The following is an 18042-nucleotide window of genomic DNA, read 5'->3' on the forward strand; positions in this document are numbered from 1 at the left end:
TCCTCGACCGTGTGGGTGCCGAATATCGTGTCGCCTCATGCGACCTGGGCGTATTCGTGGAGGAGGCCGCCGAGTCGGTCTGGCGTGCTCCACCACGGCGAAGCAGTACGGCCGCGCGAGCATGACCGTCTCGACGCTGAAGAAGTCGCAGGCCAAGATCCCGGACGCCTGGGCTTAAAGGAACTGAGCCCAGGTCGGGTCGCTGCGCCGGGGCGCTGGATCGAAGCCGGCCTTCTTCAAGATCGCCCAGACGGTGGCCGGGGAAACCTTCCGGCCCAAGCCGGCGATCTGCCCGGCGATGTGCCGGTATCCCCAGTCCGGGTTCTCGGCGGCCAGGCGCAGCACCAAGGCTCGGATGGTGGGTCGGATCGGTGGTCGCCCTGGCCCGTGCTTGGGGTAGCTCCAACGTCGTTTCACCAGGTCGGCATGCCATCGCAGGAGCGTCCGCGGGGTGACGAACAGGTGGTACCGACGGCGTCGCGGGAGCAGACGCGCGAGCGCGGAAATGATCGCCCGGTCCGCCCACGATGGCCGAGGAGCGGCAAGTTGGCGGCGGAGCACCGCGAGCTGATGACGCAGTACCAAGATCTCTGCGTCTTTGGACGCCTGTGATCGGGCGAGCAGCGCGATCCAGCCGAACACCCGTAAGACGATCAAGTACCACAACCGCAGAGCCATCCTGCGATCCTGCCGGAGCCGAGCCACCGACCACAGCGAAACCCCAGATCAGCCCCTGTGACACGATATTCGGCACCCACAGGCCGGGAGCGGGAGCGGCTCCTCGCGCTCCATCCGCAGATGGAAGAACAGATCAATCGACTGACGGCGCGGCGACAGGCCGAGGCGAACCAGGGCGACAAGATCATCGCCCAAATATCGCCCAGACAAGCCTGAAGCCCCGCCTCTCCGAAGGAGAAGCAGGGCTCCTGGCCTGCACTTTCACGTGGTGGGCGATACTGGGATTGAACCAGTGACCTCTACCGTGTCAATGTCGTCCCGATCAATCGCTGACCTGCGGCTTTTCGAGAAATAGCAGGTCAGCGGGTATCAATGACACTCCTTGACGTCGGTTCAGGACAGTTCAGCGACCATGCGTGCTCCCGGTGCTCCCCGCTCCCGGAGGGAGCACGGGAGCACGGATGGGGAGCATTCCGGGAGCACGGTCAGGTCATGCCCGGGTTAGTCGATGGTTTGGGGAGCCGGCGGTTCTCAGATGAGCGCCGAGGCTCGGCGGCGAGAGGACGTGGGCATTCGATCGGCATAGGGTGCCGATCGCATGCCTATGAAGTGCCTAAGCGGTGTGCTGCGTGGTGCCGCCGTCGGCAGTTAACGTTGATGTGAAGCGGGCCTGGCTGAGCGCATGGCTGTCTGCGGATTTGGTTTCTGATGGCGATGTCCAACCTTTGGGGGCTGGAAAGCCTCTAGCGGGTGACAGATAGTCGACCGTGAGGGGGTAACCCCGCATGAGCGGTGATCCTCAGGTGATCAGCATGTTCACCGCGCTCGCCTGGCAGGGGACAGCGCTGCTTCGTCAGATCCTGCGTGCACGCGCCGCGCTGGTACTGGAGCAGGCCAGGCAGGCGACCATTCGCTCAGCACTCGCCTCGCTGCCGCCCGGCGCGGACTTCATCCACCACCCAGGCGATGGCGGCGGCTGGGAGATCCGCACTGCCGGCACCCATCGGCCGCGCTCCAGGGTCGGCGCGGAGACGGTCCGGTGACGCCCGCACCCGAACAGCGGGCCCGATCATCGGGAACAGCGGTGCTGTCGGCGGGCCGTCCCTGGGACGCTCAGGTGACGAGCTTCTTCCTGGCCAATCATCATCAACTGCGTCGCTACCTGATCGCTCAGGGATGCGCTCCGTGCGACAGCGACGACATCGTTCAAGATGCGTTCTTGATCGTGCGGGAACGCTGGGAGACCGTCAGCGGGTATGCCAAACCAAAGGCCTACCTGTACAAGGTGGCGCTGCGCCTGTGGCAGCGCCAGGCAGCCAAACAGGCCCTGCGCCGCTATCGCGGGGATCCCGAGCCACGTCTGGCGGGCTTGCCCGATCCCCGCGACACCGCGGCCACCGTCGAGGTGAACGACACGCTCATCCGATGGTTCCGCCAACTGCCCGTCCAGCAGCGCAAGGTCGCGGCCTTGCGGCTGATCGGCGGTCTGAGTGAAGTCGAGACCGCCAAGATCCTTGATCTGAGTCTGGGAACCGTGAAATCCCAGCTCAACGCAGCCCGCAAACGCCTGCGACAGCTCAAAGATCAAGACGACCCGGCGAAGGGAGGGACATGATGGACCGCATCGATGCACTGGTTCACCGCATGACCATCGCAACGGACACTGGAGAGGACAACGCGGCCCTAGACCGCTTCATCCAGGCATCCCATCGGCTCGACACCGACCCGGAGGAGCGGCAGCGGATCCATGACCTCGCCGATCTCATCGATACCCAAGACGCCGCCTACGGCCAGGGCCTTTCCGCTTTGGAACACGGCGACAAGGCGTTCGCCGAACCGCTTTTGAGGTCCGCCGACGCCGCTGGAATCGAGGAGGCCGCCGCACTGGTGGCCGCTCTGCAAGACCTGCCGTCCGATGCGGTCCCGCACTCGTTGCGTCAGCGGGCCGCCGACCTCACCAGCCAGCGGTTGATTCTCAACGCCACCAACCTGGGCGCAACCGCCCACATGAACACCTCAACGCCACAACGGCCGGCGCAGCCGTCCACGCTCAAGGCAGAGACCACCTCCGGTAGGCGCTTGCTGCGTCTGCTCAGGCACCGTCGAGGCAAGAACATCACGCTTGCTGAGATCACTGCTCTGCTACTCGACGTGATCGACGTCAGGGACCCCTTTACGCGCGCGCACGGCGAGCGTGTGGCCGACCTGGCGGCACTGGTCGCCGGGGAACTGAACATGCCGCGCACTCGGGTGGAGGAGATCCGCTTCGCCGCCATGTTCCACGACATCGGCAAACTCAACATCCCGACCAGCATCCTGCGCAAGGACGAAGCCTTGACCGTAGAAGAATTCACCTGCATCAAACTTCATACCGCGCGCGGCCCGGAGATCGTTCAGGCGGTCGCGGAGATTTTCGATGCACCGATCGAAAAGGACGCTCAACGGATCATCAACGCATCTCTCCAAGGAATCTCGCATCACCACGAGCGGTATGACGGTACCGGATACCCCAGTGGTCTCGCTGGCCAGCAGATCTCCGAACACGCCCGTGTGATCGCCGTCGCGGACATCTTCGACGCGATGACGACCAGCCGCTCCTATCGGGCTCCCCTCACCGCCGATCAAGCCGTCGCTGAAATCCACAACCTCGCGGGTAAGCACCTCGATCCACGCATGGTCGAAGCCTTCCTCTCGGTGACAGACCATGACAGCTGGTCAGAACCAGGGCCTTCGTCCTCGGTTCCCACTAACAGCGGCGAAACCGCATGGCAGAGCCACGACGACCCCAGCCATCCACTCCGAGTCGCAGGTCACACATGACCTCGTGATTCCGGGTCCCTTGGACGCCGGGTCGACCAGCGCCTCGGTGCCCTGGCGCACGCCGGAAGGACACCGTCGATCCAGGCGGGAGGGCCTTCGATGGAATGGCTCCATCGAAGGCCCTCCCTGATTGTGCGGTCCCTGTCGCTCTTACAGTTTGAATGCAGTTCGTCCCGAACGTAGACCGGTGAGAGAGACAGGGACTCCAATCTATCTATCGCGCTCGGGCCGGTCGCGAGGATGCCCGTAAGCTGCCGATAGGGCGGATCGCAAGTACTCGAATGCCGAGCCAGCGGATTAAGAGGTGCCGCCCGCTGACGTGCTGTTTCGTGGCATCCGAGCAACCACGGAGCAACCATGGGTCGGCGGTGATCGCGTGACTGTGCGTGCCGACTGTCATTTCCGGGCGGTCGACTCAGTTCGCCGGTGACAATGTCTGTGGCGCGCCGGCGTGGATGTTCGGGGTGGTGGACAGGTCCGAGACGGTGTAGGCCGTGGCGACGCCTGCCGGGGTCACGGTCCACAGTCCGGGTGCGCCGTTGGTGGCGAAGTCGGCTGCCTGGAAGGTGGAGAAGGTCGCGCCCGTGTTCCAGCTCTCGGCGATCTTGTACTGGGTGTAGGTGATGGTCCCGGTGGTGTCGCCGTTGTCGTGGGTGGTGACGCCTTCCCATAGGTACAGATCGCCGGTGGAGGGTTTCCATAGGTACATCGCGGTACCCGACGGGACCCGGGTGGTGGTCATCCGCCAGTTCTGCCAGTCGGGTGTGCCGTCCGGGGTATTCGTAGAGATTCTGAACTGTGGTGCGAACGTGACGCCTATCGAGCGGCATTCGTAGTAGTTGAGGTAATATCCGTTCGTTGCGTCACCCGAGATCGAGATCAGATCGTCGCCGGATCCATCTGAATTCATGGAGTCGTAGGCGTTGGCGAACTCCAGAGGATTGTCCCCATTGTAGTCGGCGAGGAGATCCCGGAGGTCCTGCTGGTTCCCGGCGGTCGGATTGAGTGTGGAGCCGTCACCGCTGCCGCTCAGCAGGACCGCATTGCCGGTCTGCAGGCCCGAAGTGAAGTACACGATGAAGTCCTGGAAGCCGTCACCGAAGTAGTTTCCGACGACGACCTGCCCACCGTTGAAGTCTGCCGGGTCCGGCGGGGAGTTGAACCCCGCACCTAGGGTGCCGATGTCCTTGGCGGGAACGCGTATCCGGCCGCCCGATGTTCCCGAGGCGAGCCAGAGCCCAGAGGGTAGTCCGGGTGTGTCACCGATGGTGACCAGATCGGGTTTTCCGTCGCCGTCGATGTCTTGATTGGCTGCGGGCGGCTCGCTGATGCCGATGAACTTCTCGGAGACCTTGCGGCTGTCGGTGCCGTCCGCCGATACAGCCGTGACGTTCAGCGTGCCGTTACGGCCGGTCGGCACGATTTGGATGTTTGCCGTTCCCGACCTTGTCTCTACTGTGAGGATTTGGCCGTCGTTGACCTGGTAGCGGTATTTAGTCGGCGTAACGCCTGTGCCTGGGGTGAGCGTCAGGTCGATTGGGGTTCCCGTTGGGAACGGGCCGGGTACCGGTCCGTTGTAGTCGGCGGGCCAGTTCGGCCCGGATATCGTCGGCGGTCCGACGACGGTATCCGCCCGAGCCGCCGATGTGGTCGCGATCGAAAGCGCCAGGGCGGCCGTCGCTGCACATATACGCCTGTCCATAGGAGATCCTTTGGGATTGCGGTTCTGGCGGGGGCGCGGGCTTTGATCAAGTCATCTGACGGCTGGCCGTCGGCTACCTATCTGCAAAGACATGAAGCGGCGCGTGCGGTGGTATGTGCTCTGCCGCCCGCCGTACGGATGGTGGGGGCTGTTGACGGTCAATGGGGCGTGGGGGACGGGGGTCGAGGTCCCCGCCTATGTCGACATCGTCGCTTCGTCCTCGGTGGCGGATGGCCGCCGACCGCACGAACCCAGGTTTCGGCATCTCGTGACTGAGGTCCAATTCCTCGGTGTTCTTGGCGACCGGCCGATCCGGCCTGCGGACCAACTCCACCGCGTGGGCCCGGAAATCTGCCGGGTACTTGAAGGTCTCGAACGCGGCCTCCTCTTCCTGACCACTTATGATCCATGCCTTGATGTGTCCACGATCAAGGCTGAAGTGCACCGGCCCTGCGCGCCGTCATTGCTTGAAGCGGGCAGGGCCGGAAGCTGGTCCGTACGCGTTATATCAGGGGGTGTGCCAGTTCTGCTCGTTCGCGTAGTCGCAGTCGTAGATGATGAGTTGAGTTCCGGGCGTTAGGGAAGATCCAGGATCGGCGAGACATCTTCCGGAATTCGGATTCCAAAGTTGCCCGTCGGACTCGATGTGCCACTTCTGGGCCGGATCGGTGGGGATGCACTTCCATAGGATGATGGGTGTGCTGTTCGTTGTATGGGTGCCCGAGACCGCCAGACAGCTGCCATTATTAGCGGGATCTCCAATGGAAATGGTGTAGTCAAGGTCGCTGCTATCAGGAGTTATGGTCCACTGTTGTGCTCCGCTCCCGTTGCACGTGTAAATCTGGATCGCGTTGCCATTAGTGGTGCTGCTGCCTTTATTGTCTATACACAAACCGCTAGACAATTGTGAGGTGATGGTGCCGGTGATCGCTTTCGGGACGTTATACTGCGCGACCTGAGGAACGGTCAGGTACTGATTGTAGTAGACGACATTGGCGATCTTTCCGGTGAAGTAGCTGACACGATCCTGGGTAGTGGTGCCGGGGGCGTTAACCCAGGTCTTGGAGGATGTGTTGGCGGGGAAGACCCCGGCGCCGATGAAGTTCTGAGGGTCTTCGTTTTTGATCAGTGGGCTGCCGGCCATGCCGATACGCAGGTCATCATCGAGGAAGAGGCTTTGATCGTATCCATCGGCGGTGAGGGTGACGGTATGCCACTGGTCGTCGTCAACGCGTTCGGGGGAGACCATCGGCCGGATATAGCCGTTCCAGAACTGGGCGTATAGCCGTTCATCGGTGCCGATGTACATTACCGGCATCGTGGCGGTGTTCAGTGCCGAGGGCGCATCGTGCCCGGTGGAGAACAAGATTCCGGTTTTGCCGGGCTGTGCCTGGAAGGACAGCGACACGGTCAGCGATGTGGAGGCCTGGATCAGTCCGTTTGGGGGCTGGAGGTAGCCGCTGGCGCCGTCCAGGGAGATGACGGGCCGTTGGAGGTATCCGTCTGGCTGCCATTCGGTGCCGGTCGGGGAGAGTTGTACTGGTGCGCCGCCGCGGGAGTCGGTGGCGGCGGTGGCGGTGTCGCCATCGGCGAGTGGCCATTCGTGGGTGGGGCCGAGCAGGTCGTTGGTGGCCTCTTGGGCGACGGTGGTGCCGGTAAGGGTGTAGGCGGTTGCGCTGAAGCCGGAGCCGGTCCACAACTCGATGTTTCCGGTGGCGTTGATGTCCGCCGAAACTAGTTGGGGGGTGCTGGTCCAGGGGACTGACAGGGGGGCCGTGGTCCAGGAGCCGGGGGTGCCGATCAGGGCATCGCTGCTTTGGTTTGGATTGGTGGACTCATACAGTTTTCCGTTGGTGGTGTTCAGTGCGAACAGTACGGTCTGCCCGTTGGGCTGAGCGGTGGCCAGGGCGTAGTTTTCCCAGCCGGTGCCGTCGGGGGTCTGTTTGGGGCCGGCCAGGGGTTCGTTGTATCGGTAGTCGCCGAACAGGCCTATGGTGTTGGTTTCGAGATCGAGCTCGTAGCCGTTTGTGGCGTCTCCGGCAATGGCGATCATGTCGGGGAGGGGGTTGCCTTGCAGGCTGGCGTTTCCGGCGGCGACCAGTTGGGTGGGGTTGTCGCCGTCGGGATTGATGTGGGTGTCGGCGAGGTGGGGCGCTGAGATGCGCTGCTGGTCACCGACGTAGGGGCTGAGGGGGGTGGTGTCACCGTTACCGAAGAGCAGCATGGCGTTGCCGGTGTTGGGGTAGTAGGCGACGGTGTCTTGGGCGTGATTGCCGGTGAAGTCGCCGTGCAGTATTTGTGCGCCGTTCCAGTCGGCGGGGGTTCCTGGGCTGTTGAGGCCGGTGCCGAGGGCGCCGATGTCGATGGGGCTGGTGAGCGCTCCGTGGCCGTTGCTGGTGGCCAGCCATAGGCCGGCGTTTCCGGCATGGTTGGTGATGAAGTCGGGGTTGGTGTCCCCGTTGATGTCGCCGTCCGGGTACGGGGTGGGAGGGCCGTCGACGCTGAAGGTCACCGATGCGATGGCACCGGGGTTCCCTCCGGCGGACAACCCGTAGACGGTGAGCAGGTTCGGTCCGACGTGGTGCAGCGGAATGGTGAGTGTCTGTATCCCCCCGGTGGCGGTCACCGACAGTGCGGCGGTCTCGTTGACCTGGTACACATACCGGGTCGGTGCGGTTCCAGTGCAGGTGACCGGCGGGCTGGCGAGCGCATCCATGCATGGTGCGAGGGTCACGGTGGCCTGCCCGCCCAGGATGAGGGACCCGCTCGGTTCTTGCAGGCCGGGTTGTCCTGGTGCAGTGGGGTCGTAGGTGAAGTTGCAGGGGTTCGAACTGGTGCCCAAACCGCTGGTGGGACTGCTCCCTATCCCGTCGGTGGTGCTGACGTACCAAGAATAGGCGTGTGCCGTGGTAGCCCCGTCGGTGTGCCATTTCTTGATCTGATCAGACGTGATCGGCAGGCGTGCGGGAGTTCCGGATGCGGTGTCCACCGTGCCGGTCTGAGCACCGGTTGGGAATACCACAGCGCCCTTGTAGTCCTTAACCACGAATTTCGTGGTGAGGTTCGTCTTTCCGTCCGGATCGTTGGGGATTACGGAGAAGGTAATCCCGTCGTTGCCAATGACCATTGAGGAAGGCGAGCCGGTTTGGCACAGGCCACCGGGTGAGGTGGACGGCAGGCGGCCCAGGCCCGGCAGGCGGTCGTATTCGGTGGACATCGTGGCTTCGCCGTTCCCGCTATAGAACTCTTCCCACTGGGTGTCGGTGCTCTCGTCCGGCGCGCGCAGTCCGAACGTCAAGTCCGTTGCCCCGGAGGTGTCGTTTTTCTGCATGAACGAGGTCACATCGAAATCGACGCTGTGGTTCGGGCAGTTGTCAGCGTTCGTCGATGCGACCTTGCTTTTCCAGGATGGCTGATTGCTCCAGGAAATCGATTTGGAGATGTCCCCGGTCCACCACAGATCCGTTTCACTGGAGGTGTGGCAGTACTCATCCCCGTCGTTGTCGACGGTGAACTTCACATCGGAGGAGTGGACCGTGGCGCCCTTCAGCACGGAGGAGACACTAAAGCGGATGAAGGACCGGGAGGTGAAACCATTAACGTGGCCGACCTGCAGCACGTTGGCATTGGGGTCGAAGGAGTTGTCGTACTCGGTGGCGTCGAGCGCATTGGACACCGATGCCCAGGCTTGGCGGGAACCGCCTGCTGGGTTCCAGGTCGGGTCGATGAACAGCGGGAAGACCGTCGAGGAGGCGGACAACATGCCGGCGTCGGGGGAGAGCGTGATAGTGGAGTCGCTGCCGCCCGTGTCTTGGGTCATCCGTCGCACGGTCGGGGTTCGCGTCGGCGCCGATGCGGTCGGCGTGACGGTGGTTTTGATCGCTTCAATGTGCGCACGGGGTCCTGGCTCGCTGACACCCGGCGCCGAGGGCAGGTCTGGGGGCGCCACCGGCGTTGTAGGCGTCGCGTTGGTGGCCGAGTCCCACATCACCGCGGTTTTGGCGGCGAAGATCGGTATTCCATTGGGGCTGGTCGAGGCGGACAGGTAGCCGTGGGCGTCCGCCGACACACTGACCCCTTCTCCGTGCGCCTGCAACGCCAGATCGGCCAGGGCGGGGTTGGCGGCTGCGGCTTTGGTCTTGACGACCAGGACGTGACTGAATCCACCCTGGGGCGTGGCTGTGACCACCAGGTCCACATCGGGCAATACATCCGCGTAGGTGGCGGAGGCGGCATTCAGGGTCGGCGTGGGCAGGCTGGCCGGCCAGGACAGTGACAGGCGCACACCCCCGTCGATCATCGTGGCCAGGGGGCCGGTTCCGCCTCCGGAGAGCACCAGGCCGGTGCTGGTGGCGGTCGGGGACACCGTTCCATCGCTGTTGCGGTGCAAGGTGGCGTCCAGGTCAACCCACGTACCACCCCGCTTGATCCGGGTGGGCTGCAGCGTGTCGGTAACCACGAACGTGCCCTGCGGTGTCGCTGTCGTTGCCGACGTTGCGGTGGTCAGCGCCTCCACCTTGACCGGTTTACCGGTCGCCTTCGCGCGTGCGGACGCCTGTGCGGTCTGCCGACCCAAATCCGCCGTCGCGCTTGTCCTGGTGTGGGAGTGAGGTCGGTCGGCGGCCAGCGCAGGCCCAGTCGATAGGCGGGGAATGGCGAGGTACATCGCTGCGATGGTCACGGCCGCGAACGCGCGCGCGGTACGCGGCGCGGGGGAGCGCCGCGTGCCCGAGCGGAAGCGCCGGATGCGGCCCGGCGACCCGGGTGGAGCTGACATGCGCACGGCGGCGGATCCCTTCACTGGCCGTGGGAACGGCCCGGTGATGATCAGCCAGGCCGCCCAGGAGCATCGCACGCTCCTCCCCAGTTCAGACATGCGACCAATGGTAAAGAGAGAGTAAAGTGTCGTGTTTGCGCATGTTGAGGTATTTGTGAGGTCTGTGGCCAGATGTGGCATCTAGGCAATTCCGGATGATCTATGGCACAGTTCGGCCGATCGATCTTCGCTCCACGCCTCCCGCCGCCACCGGACGCATCCCCTGGGGTTCGCCCATGCCGCGAGTCGCGCCGGTGCTGAAGACGCCGTCGATGGGATCCGCCCGGACCGGGTGAGATCACTGTGGTGAAGGTGGGCGCATGCGCGGTGGCTGGATACGTCAAGGCTGGGTCGCGCAGGTGCGCCGATCCCGGCTGGCGATCGGACTGATCGCGGTCTCTCTGCTGGCCACCCTCGTACCGGCCGTCTATTTCGCGGTGTCAGGTCAGGACGCTCCGGCAGTGCCCAAGACACAGGCGGCTCACGGCGTACGGACTTTCAAGCCCAAGAAACCGGTCCGATCCAAGAATGCCGCTGCTCGTCCCTACCGGCCGGGGAAGGTGGCGTGGCCGTCGGCTGGCTCCGGGCAGGCGGCACTCGACACCCGCCGGGCAACACGCGTGGGGGGGACACCGATCTCGGTGCGGGCGTTGTCTCCGGCCAAGGGCGGCTACCGCGGCCCCTCGTCCGTATCGGTGAACGTGGCCTCTCATGAGGCCGCGGTCAATGCGGGCGTTAACGGGATGCTGTTCACTGCCGCGGCGCGTGGTGGATCCGGCCAGGCGGCCGGTCAGGTTGAGGTGGGGGTCGACTATCGGGCGTTCGCCCACGCGTACGGCGGGAACTTCGGGGCGCGGCTGAGCCTGGTGTCCCTTCCGGACTGTGCGCTGACCCGTCCCCAGGACCCGGTATGCCGTACCCAGACGCCACTTCGCAGCGGTAACGACCCGCAGGCGGACACGGTGTACACCGCGATGTCGGCGAGCATGGCGCGGCCGATGGTGCTCGCGGCCACCACCTCCGGGGGTGGCGAAGGTGACGGCGGCGGCCCTGCCGGAAGTTACCAGGCGACCGAGTTGAAGGCCTCGGGGTCGTGGTCGGCCGGTGGTTCCAGCGGGTCGTTCACCTACGACTATCCGATCGCGGTACCGCCGGCGGCGTCCGCGCTCGTACCCAAGCTCGATCTGGGCTATGACTCCGGGGGGCTGGACGGGCAGACCGCCGCGACTCAGACTCAGGCCGGCTGGGCGGGCGACGGCTGGTCGACACCGCGTTCGTTCATCGAGCAGTCGTTCGCACAGTGCTCCGATTCCCCCGAGGGCTCGGCGTCGCCGAAGTCGACGTCGGACCAGTGCTGGGACGGAGAGATCCTGACGCTGTCGCTGAACGGCAGCTCGACCCAGTTGGTGTACGACGCGAGCAACAAGACCTTCGCACCGGCGGACGGTAATGGCGACGTGGTCACCCATGTCCCCAACTCCGGTAACGGGTCCGGCACCTACAACACCGACTACTGGAAGGTGGTCGACCAGAAGGGCACCGAGTTCTACTTCGGCCGTAACCAGCTGCCGGGCTGGACGTCAGGTGCCACGACGACTAATTCGGTGGACTCCGAGCCGGTGTTCTCCGCGCATTCAGGGGACCCGTGTTATGACGCGTCGGGTTTCTCCGCGTCGGTGTGCACGATGGCGTACCGGTGGAACCTGGACTACGTCAAGGACATCCACGATAACGCGATGGCGTACTACTACAAGCAGGACACCAACGCGTACGCCAAGAACAGCGAAACCACCAAGGCCACCGGTTACGTACGTGACTCCCACCTGGATCACATCGACTACGGCTTCACCGACGGCAACGCCTATACCGTCAACGGCGGCCACGCCCCCGACCAGGTCTTCTTCACGACCGGGGACCGCTGCCTGTCCGGCACCTGCGACCCGCTGAACAAGACCAACGCGGCCAACTGGCCGGACGTACCCTACGACTTGAACTGCACCGCCGGGTCGTCGTGTCAGGTGGTGGCACCGTCGCACTGGTCGACGGTGCGGCTGACCGGGATCAAGACCCAGCAGTGGAACGGCTCGACCTACAGCCCCGTGGATTCCTGGGCGCTGGATGAGACGCTACCGGCGACGGGGGATGGAACCTCACCGACCTTGTGGCTGTCGAAGATCACGCACACCGGGTCGGACACCAGCGCGGGCGGGTCGGCGGTCACGCTGCCGTCGGTGACCTTCACTCCGAAGGACCTGCAGAACCGCGTCGCCACCCACGACGGTCTGCCCATCTTGACGCGGAAGCGCATCGAGTCGGTCACCACCGAAACCGGTGAAGTGATCGGCGTCAGCTATGACCAGGTAAATCCCTGCTCTTGGCCCGTCAGCATCACCCCGTCGGCGAACACCGCGTCCTGTTACCCCGTGTATTGGACGCCCAACGGCTATAGCAAGCCGATCCTGGACTGGTTCAACAAGTGGCAGGTCGTCTCCGTCACCGATGCTGACCCGACCGGCGGCAACCCGACGATGTTCACCTCCTACAAGTACCTGCACGGAGGTGCATGGCATTACGACGACAACGAGGTCGTCAAGGCCAAATACCGGACCTACGGTCAGTGGCGCGGCTTCGGAGACGTGCAGACGTTCACCGGTCAGGGCAACGACGCCAAGACCGAGAGCGAGACCACCTATTACCGCGGGATGTCGCAGGACAACGACACCACCAAGGTGCCGCTGACCGACTCCCAAGGCGGCACCCACGACGACACCGACCAACTCGCCGGCTCGGTGCTGGAGAGCACCGCCTACGACTACGCTGGTGGCGCGGCCACCAAGTCGACGATCACGTCCTACTGGGTATCCCCACCCACCGTGTCCCGATCGCGTACCGGGCTACAACCGCTGACCGCCAACGCCAGCGGTCCGGTGGAGACGTGGACCCGCGAATTGGTCACGAGCAGCGGATCTGCCGTCTGGCGCAAGACCGAGACCGACACCAGCTACGACGCAGACACCTCCTCGGCCACGTTCGGCCTGCCGCTGGTGACCTTCACCCACGGGGACCTGTCCGACACCAGCCAGCAGAGCTGCACCGTCACCACATACGCGCCCGCCTACACCGCCAAGAACCTGGTCGGGCTGCCCGCGGAGGTCGAGACCGACGCAGCCTCCTGCGGCGGCGCCAACCCGGGAGGCGCCTCCGCACCGTCGGCCTCCCAGATCAACGCCCTGACCGCTCCGACCTCGGTGACCCGGCCCGACGATGTGGTCTCAGACCAGCGCGTCTTTTATGACGACCCCCCGCAGAGATCAACGTGGCCACAGCCGTCGAACTCGGCATGGCCACAGGCCGCTCCGACCAAGGGCGAAGCCTCCGAAACTCAGATCGCCACGGGATACGCCGGTGGGGCGTTCCGCTACGCGGTCAACTCCGCGAACGTCTACGACGCCTACGGCAGGACCGTCGATTCGTACGACCCGCTCGGGAACAAGACCCATCTCGACTACACGATGGCCAACGGGCTGACCACCGCGATCAAGACGACCAACCCGCTCAACCAGGCGAGCACCCAGAGCCTCGACCCGCTGCGCGGACTGGTGACCTCGGCGACCGACGCCAACGGCATCACCACGACCACCCACTACGACGGGCTCGGCCGCACCATCGCGGTCTGGGGCTACGGCAGGGCCACCACCTCGCCGGCCAACGCGAAATTCAGCTACCAGATCTCGGCGAGCGCACCGTCGGTGGTCACCACCCAGACGATGAACGACGCGCAGGGGTCCGTGACCTCCTCCACCACGCTGTACGACGCGCTCCTGCGACCCCGCCAGGTCCAAAAACTCACGCCCAGAGGCGGTCGGCTCGTCACCGACACCTTCTACGACACCCGCGGCTGGGCGTGGAAGACCAACACCGACTGGTACGACTCAAGCGGCACCCCCGGCAACGCGCTGCTGACCGTCCCGGACTCCCAGGTGCCCAACCAGAGCGTGACCGCCTTCGACGGGCTCGGCAGGCCGGTCCTGGGCACCTCCTACGACGATTCGAACATCAAGTCCCAGACGGCGACCTCTTACCTGGGCGACAAGACCATCACGGTCCCGCTGAACGCTTCCGGATCGCCCTTCCCCGGCGCGACCGCCAAGGCCACCGTCACCGACGCCCTCGGCCGCACGACCGAGCTGGACTCCTACACCCAGTCCCCGACCGTCGCGGTCGCCACCAGCGGCACCCCGCCGATCACCAAGGTGACCATCAGCGGCGGAACCAGCCAGGCCACCCAGTACAAGTTCGACCACGTCGGTCACCAGACCGACGTCAAGGACGTGGCCACCGGTGAGGACTGGAACAGCGGCTACAACCTGCTCGGCCAGGTCACCTCGAAGAAGGACCCGGACGGCGGCACCTCCAGCATGGAGTACGACGACGCCGGCAACCTCGTCCAGACCACCGACGCCCGCAACAAGACGATCTCCTTCGCCTACGACCCGCTGAACCGCAAGACCGGCGAGTACGACGCCCCTGTCTCCGACCAGAGCACCTCGAACCGGCTCGCGTCGTGGGTGTATGACAACTCCGACAACGCCATCCCCGGCATGACAAACCCGGTCGGGCAGGTGACCACCGCGACCGCCTACGTCGACGGGAACGCCTACAAGACCCAGGCGGCCGGATTCAACGCCCACGGCGAATCGACCGGCGAGACCATCACCATCCCAGACAGCGAAGGTGCACTCGCCGGCGATTACACCTTCACTCACCACTACACCAGCGGAAACGCCCTCCCTGATTCGGACGACTACCCGGCCTCACCCGGCGGGTCCCTGCCCGCGGAAACGGTCACCCACGGCTACTCGGGCGCGATGGACGTCCTGGTCACCATGGGCGGCCTGACCGCCTACACCGCCAACCTGACCGTCACGCCCTACGGGCAGGTCGCCCAGGCCGAACTCGGCAGTCATCTGGGCAACCACGCCTACATCAACAACACCTTCGACCCCCATACGGGGGCACTCACCGACAGCCAGCTCGCCAAGACCGCCGACCCGTCCACCAGGATCGATGAAACCTCCTACACCTACGATCCGGTCGGCAACCCTCTCTCCCAGACCGAGACCCGGCAAGGCGGCGCGTCGGAGACCCAGTGTTTCCGCTACGACGCCCTCGACCGGCTCACCCAGGCCTGGACCGGCACCGACAACTGTGCCGCCGATCCATCTGACAACGGCGGAGCCACCGTCGGTTCCGGTATCACGAGCGGGGCCTACTGGACCACCTGGACCCTCGACCCCCTCGGGCAGCGCAGCAAAGAGACCCGGCACGGACTGAACGGCGCCGCCGACACCGTCACCAACTATGCCTACAACACTGGCCAGCCCAACACGCTCGCCTCGACAAGCACCACCGGGCCGGGTGGCTCAGCCGCGACTTCCTATGGCTACGACCCGGTCGGTAACACCACCACCCGCACCACCCCGGCCAATGGCCAGGAAACACTGACCTGGGACGACACCGGTCAGTTGACGGCGGTCACCGGCGCCTCCGGCGGCTCGAGCTACATCTACGACGCTGACGGCCAACTACTGCTCCAAAAAGACCCCGGCAAGACCACCCTGTTCCTGCCGAACGAAGAAATCGCCCTCGACACCAACACCAAAGCGGTCACCGGCACCCGCTTCTACAACCTGCCCGGCGGCGGTGAAGCCGTCCGTACCGGATCCGGGACCGCCTACGGCTTCGAACTCGGCGACCAGCAGGGCACCGCGAACCTCAGCCTCGACGCCACGCTGACCACCCCCACCTGGCGTCAGCAAGACCCCTACGGCGACACCCGCGGCACGGCGCCGTCCACCTGGCCCGACAATCACGGCTTCCTCAACAAGCCCCAGGACACCAACACCGGCCTCACCGACATCGGCGCCCGCTGGTACGACCCATCAATTGGCCGATTCGCCTCCCTCGACCCGGCATTCAATCCGGGGTCTCCGCAGGAACAAAACGGCTACACCTACGCCGCCTCCAACCCCATCACCAGCAGCGACCCGACCGGGTTGATGATTCCGTGCTCAACCGGTGCCGGGGGCTGCGGGAAGACCGGCTACATGGGCGGCTCACCCACGCCGTCCAGCTACTGCGACACCCATGACTGCCAGGGCCCGCCCAGCTACCAGCACTCGGGCTCCGGAAACGGCGGCGGTGGCGGTGGTGGGGGCGGTGGTGGGGGCGGTTCCCACGGCTGTGGTTTTTGGTGTGGCGTCAAGCGCTTCGTTCAAAAACATCACACGATCGTCGCTACGGTCGTCACGGTCGCCTATGAGGTCGGCTGCAACGCGGCAGCCGACGCCGAAACCGCCGGCACGGGGGCACTCTTCTGCGCCGGAACCGGCGGGGCCGTCTATGGGTGGTTCAACAACCAGCTCGACCCGAACGCCGACCACAGTCTCACCGGCACCATCAAATCGATGGCCATCAATGCCGCCGTCTCGGTTGCCACGGCCGGAGTCCTCGAAGTCGGTGGTGCTCTAGCCGCACCGGTCGGGGGAGCGGTCGCGCGGGCGGCCGCGAAACCGGCGGTGAAGGCGGTTGCCCGGGCGGCCGAGGATGCTGCTCCATCAGCAGGGCGAAGGGCGGTATCTCAGGGCGGCCGTTCTCTGGTCAAAAATTGCAACAGCTTCGCGGCGGCGACGTTGGTGCTGATGGCCGACGAGACCTCCAAGCCGATCGCTCAGGTCAAGGTCGGCGACAAGATCGCCGATGCGGTTCCCGGCACCGATGCCGGCACCCGCGACCAGGCCCACACCGTCACCGACGTCCACGTCACCTACGACGATCACGACTACACCGACGTCACCATCGCAACCGGTAAGGGCCCGCGCACCATCACGGGGACCAGCCACCACCTGTACTGGGACATCACCACCCGAGCCTGGACCCCCGCCGACCACCTCCGTGCCGGCGACCACCTCCAGACGGCCGATGGCAAACAGGCGAGCATCCTGGCGCTGCGCACCTACACCGCCACGATGGTCACCTACAACCTCACCATCGACCACCTCCACACCTACTATGTGGAGGCGGGCACCACGCCTGTCCTCGTACACAACTGCGGTCCGGACGGCGTAGCGCGGGTCCATCTACATCCCCCGACAGCGCCGGGTGAGGCTGGGCACGCTTCGATCGAGGTAACCCAATTCGGGGGAGATACCCTACATACCCATCAGGTGGGGACTATCGGGACGAGGGCATTTTCTCGGCGTTGGACGGGAGGCCCGGGTGCGGACGGAGTGATCGAGATTCCGCTGCCGAGATCCGGGGCCGCTCTTGCTGCACAGGAGGTTTATCAGTCACGCGGCCGTCTTGGAGACTATGATCTGGAGACTAGGAGCTGTCTGACCTATTGTGGTGATGTCCTGAGGGCTGGTGGCGTAGAAGGCGTTCCCAAGACGACGAGCGGGATCCTTTCATGGCTACTCAACACGGACTTTTCTGCAGGAGCCGAGTGATGAAAGATTTCCCTAGCTGGATGCACGCGTTCCGGGACTTGCCTCCAAGTTGGACGCCTCCCGATGAGCTCAAGAAGCCAACACATTCCCCCGCGAGAAATCTTGCTCTCGCTATGCTAGTAAGTGATCTCATCGGAAATGACGCAATCGAACTTATCGGGGAGTGGATCTCTGCGGGGGCCAGACTCAATATCTGGTTCAAGAATCCTGAACGCCGCAACCTCGGAGAAGGTGAATATCCGGAGCTTCTTCAACTTCAGGGCAAGGTTGCCGAGCGAGTGTACGCCTCCTGGTGTTCCTATAAGTCTGCCATCGGTGAGCCTTCCAGTGAATCGGCTGATCCGGAGTATCAAGGTCTTATCGATGCCATTCGTAGTGGCATAACGATGATAAATGACGCGATGAAGTGACGCTTGCCGTCAAGTTAGAGGTAATCGCGAAGGAGAAAGACCCGCCCAGGGCGGCCGTTCTCTGGTCAAAAATTGCAACAGCTTCGCGGCGGCGACGTTGGTGCTGAT

8 protein-coding genes are annotated in these 18042 nt (G+C 64.5%); 5 read left to right on the forward strand and 3 right to left on the reverse strand.

Annotation, left to right across the window (positions count from 1 at the left end; translation table 11 throughout):
• Positions 1-174 precede the first annotated feature (174 nt).
• Positions 175-678: a helix-turn-helix domain-containing protein gene (locus tag ABEA24_RS39330; RefSeq protein WP_345438158.1), complete on the reverse strand. Its 504-nt coding sequence runs from the start codon at positions 676-678 to the stop codon at positions 175-177.
• Between the two features lie 785 nt (positions 679-1463).
• On the opposite strand from ABEA24_RS39330, the gene ABEA24_RS39335 reads away from it, so the two are divergent.
• The 3 genes from ABEA24_RS39335 to ABEA24_RS39345 all read left to right on the forward strand — a co-directional run bounded on the left by ABEA24_RS39335 (position 1464) and on the right by ABEA24_RS39345 (position 3498).
• On the forward strand, positions 1464-1721 hold the full coding sequence (locus ABEA24_RS39335; RefSeq protein ID WP_345438160.1) for a hypothetical protein: 258 nt from the start codon (positions 1464-1466) through the stop codon (positions 1719-1721).
• A 74-nt stretch (positions 1722-1795) separates the two neighbouring features.
• Positions 1796-2293: an RNA polymerase sigma factor gene (locus ABEA24_RS39340; protein ID WP_345438162.1), complete on the forward strand. Its 498-nt coding sequence runs from the start codon at positions 1796-1798 to the stop codon at positions 2291-2293.
• Positions 2290-3498: an HD-GYP domain-containing protein gene (locus ABEA24_RS39345; RefSeq protein WP_345438165.1), complete on the forward strand. Its 1209-nt coding sequence runs from the start codon at positions 2290-2292 to the stop codon at positions 3496-3498. Before ABEA24_RS39340 ends, ABEA24_RS39345 begins: the two co-directional genes overlap by 4 nt.
• Positions 3499-3913: 415 nt before the next feature.
• On the opposite strand, the gene ABEA24_RS39350 is transcribed toward ABEA24_RS39345, so the two are convergent.
• Positions 3914-5200, reverse strand: a complete 1287-nt coding sequence (locus ABEA24_RS39350; protein WP_345438167.1) for an FG-GAP repeat domain-containing protein — start codon at positions 5198-5200, stop codon at positions 3914-3916.
• 508 nt (positions 5201-5708) lie between these two features.
• The gene (locus ABEA24_RS39355; protein ID WP_345438169.1) at positions 5709-10076 is read right to left on the reverse strand and encodes a ricin-type beta-trefoil lectin domain protein; all 4368 of its coding nucleotides are present in this window, start codon (positions 10074-10076) and stop codon (positions 5709-5711) included.
• Between the two features lie 260 nt (positions 10077-10336).
• Here ABEA24_RS39355 and ABEA24_RS39360 point away from each other — a divergent pair, with 260 nt between their 5' ends.
• Positions 10337-17524, forward strand: coding sequence for an RHS repeat-associated core domain-containing protein (locus ABEA24_RS39360; RefSeq protein WP_345438171.1), 7188 nt, complete (start codon positions 10337-10339; stop codon positions 17522-17524).
• Positions 17524-17934, forward strand: coding sequence for a hypothetical protein (locus ABEA24_RS39365; protein ID WP_345438173.1), 411 nt, complete (start codon positions 17524-17526; stop codon positions 17932-17934). The genes ABEA24_RS39360 and ABEA24_RS39365 overlap by 1 nt, the downstream gene beginning before the upstream one ends.
• Positions 17935-18042 lie beyond the last annotated feature (108 nt).

It is taken from the genome of Actinoallomurus vinaceus, assembly GCF_039542055.1.
Lineage (GTDB): Bacteria > Actinomycetota > Actinomycetes > Streptosporangiales > Streptosporangiaceae > Actinoallomurus > Actinoallomurus vinaceus.

What these genes read in the sequence shown, in the direction of transcription:
- ABEA24_RS39355 (WP_345438169.1), bottom strand. Translation starts at nt 10,076, where the DNA reads ATGTCTGAACTGGGGAGGAGCGTGCGATGCTCCTGGGCGGCCTGGCTG.
- ABEA24_RS39345 (WP_345438165.1), top strand. Translation starts at nt 2,290, where the DNA reads ATGATGGACCGCATCGATGCACTGGTTCACCGCATGACCATCGCAACG.
- ABEA24_RS39365 (WP_345438173.1), top strand. Translation starts at nt 17,524, where the DNA reads ATGAAAGATTTCCCTAGCTGGATGCACGCGTTCCGGGACTTGCCTCCA.
- ABEA24_RS39335 (WP_345438160.1), top strand. Translation starts at nt 1,464, where the DNA reads ATGAGCGGTGATCCTCAGGTGATCAGCATGTTCACCGCGCTCGCCTGG.
- ABEA24_RS39330 (WP_345438158.1), bottom strand. Translation starts at nt 678, where the DNA reads ATGGCTCTGCGGTTGTGGTACTTGATCGTCTTACGGGTGTTCGGCTGG.
- ABEA24_RS39360 (WP_345438171.1), top strand. Translation starts at nt 10,337, where the DNA reads ATGCGCGGTGGCTGGATACGTCAAGGCTGGGTCGCGCAGGTGCGCCGA.
- ABEA24_RS39350 (WP_345438167.1), bottom strand. Translation starts at nt 5,200, where the DNA reads ATGGACAGGCGTATATGTGCAGCGACGGCCGCCCTGGCGCTTTCGATC.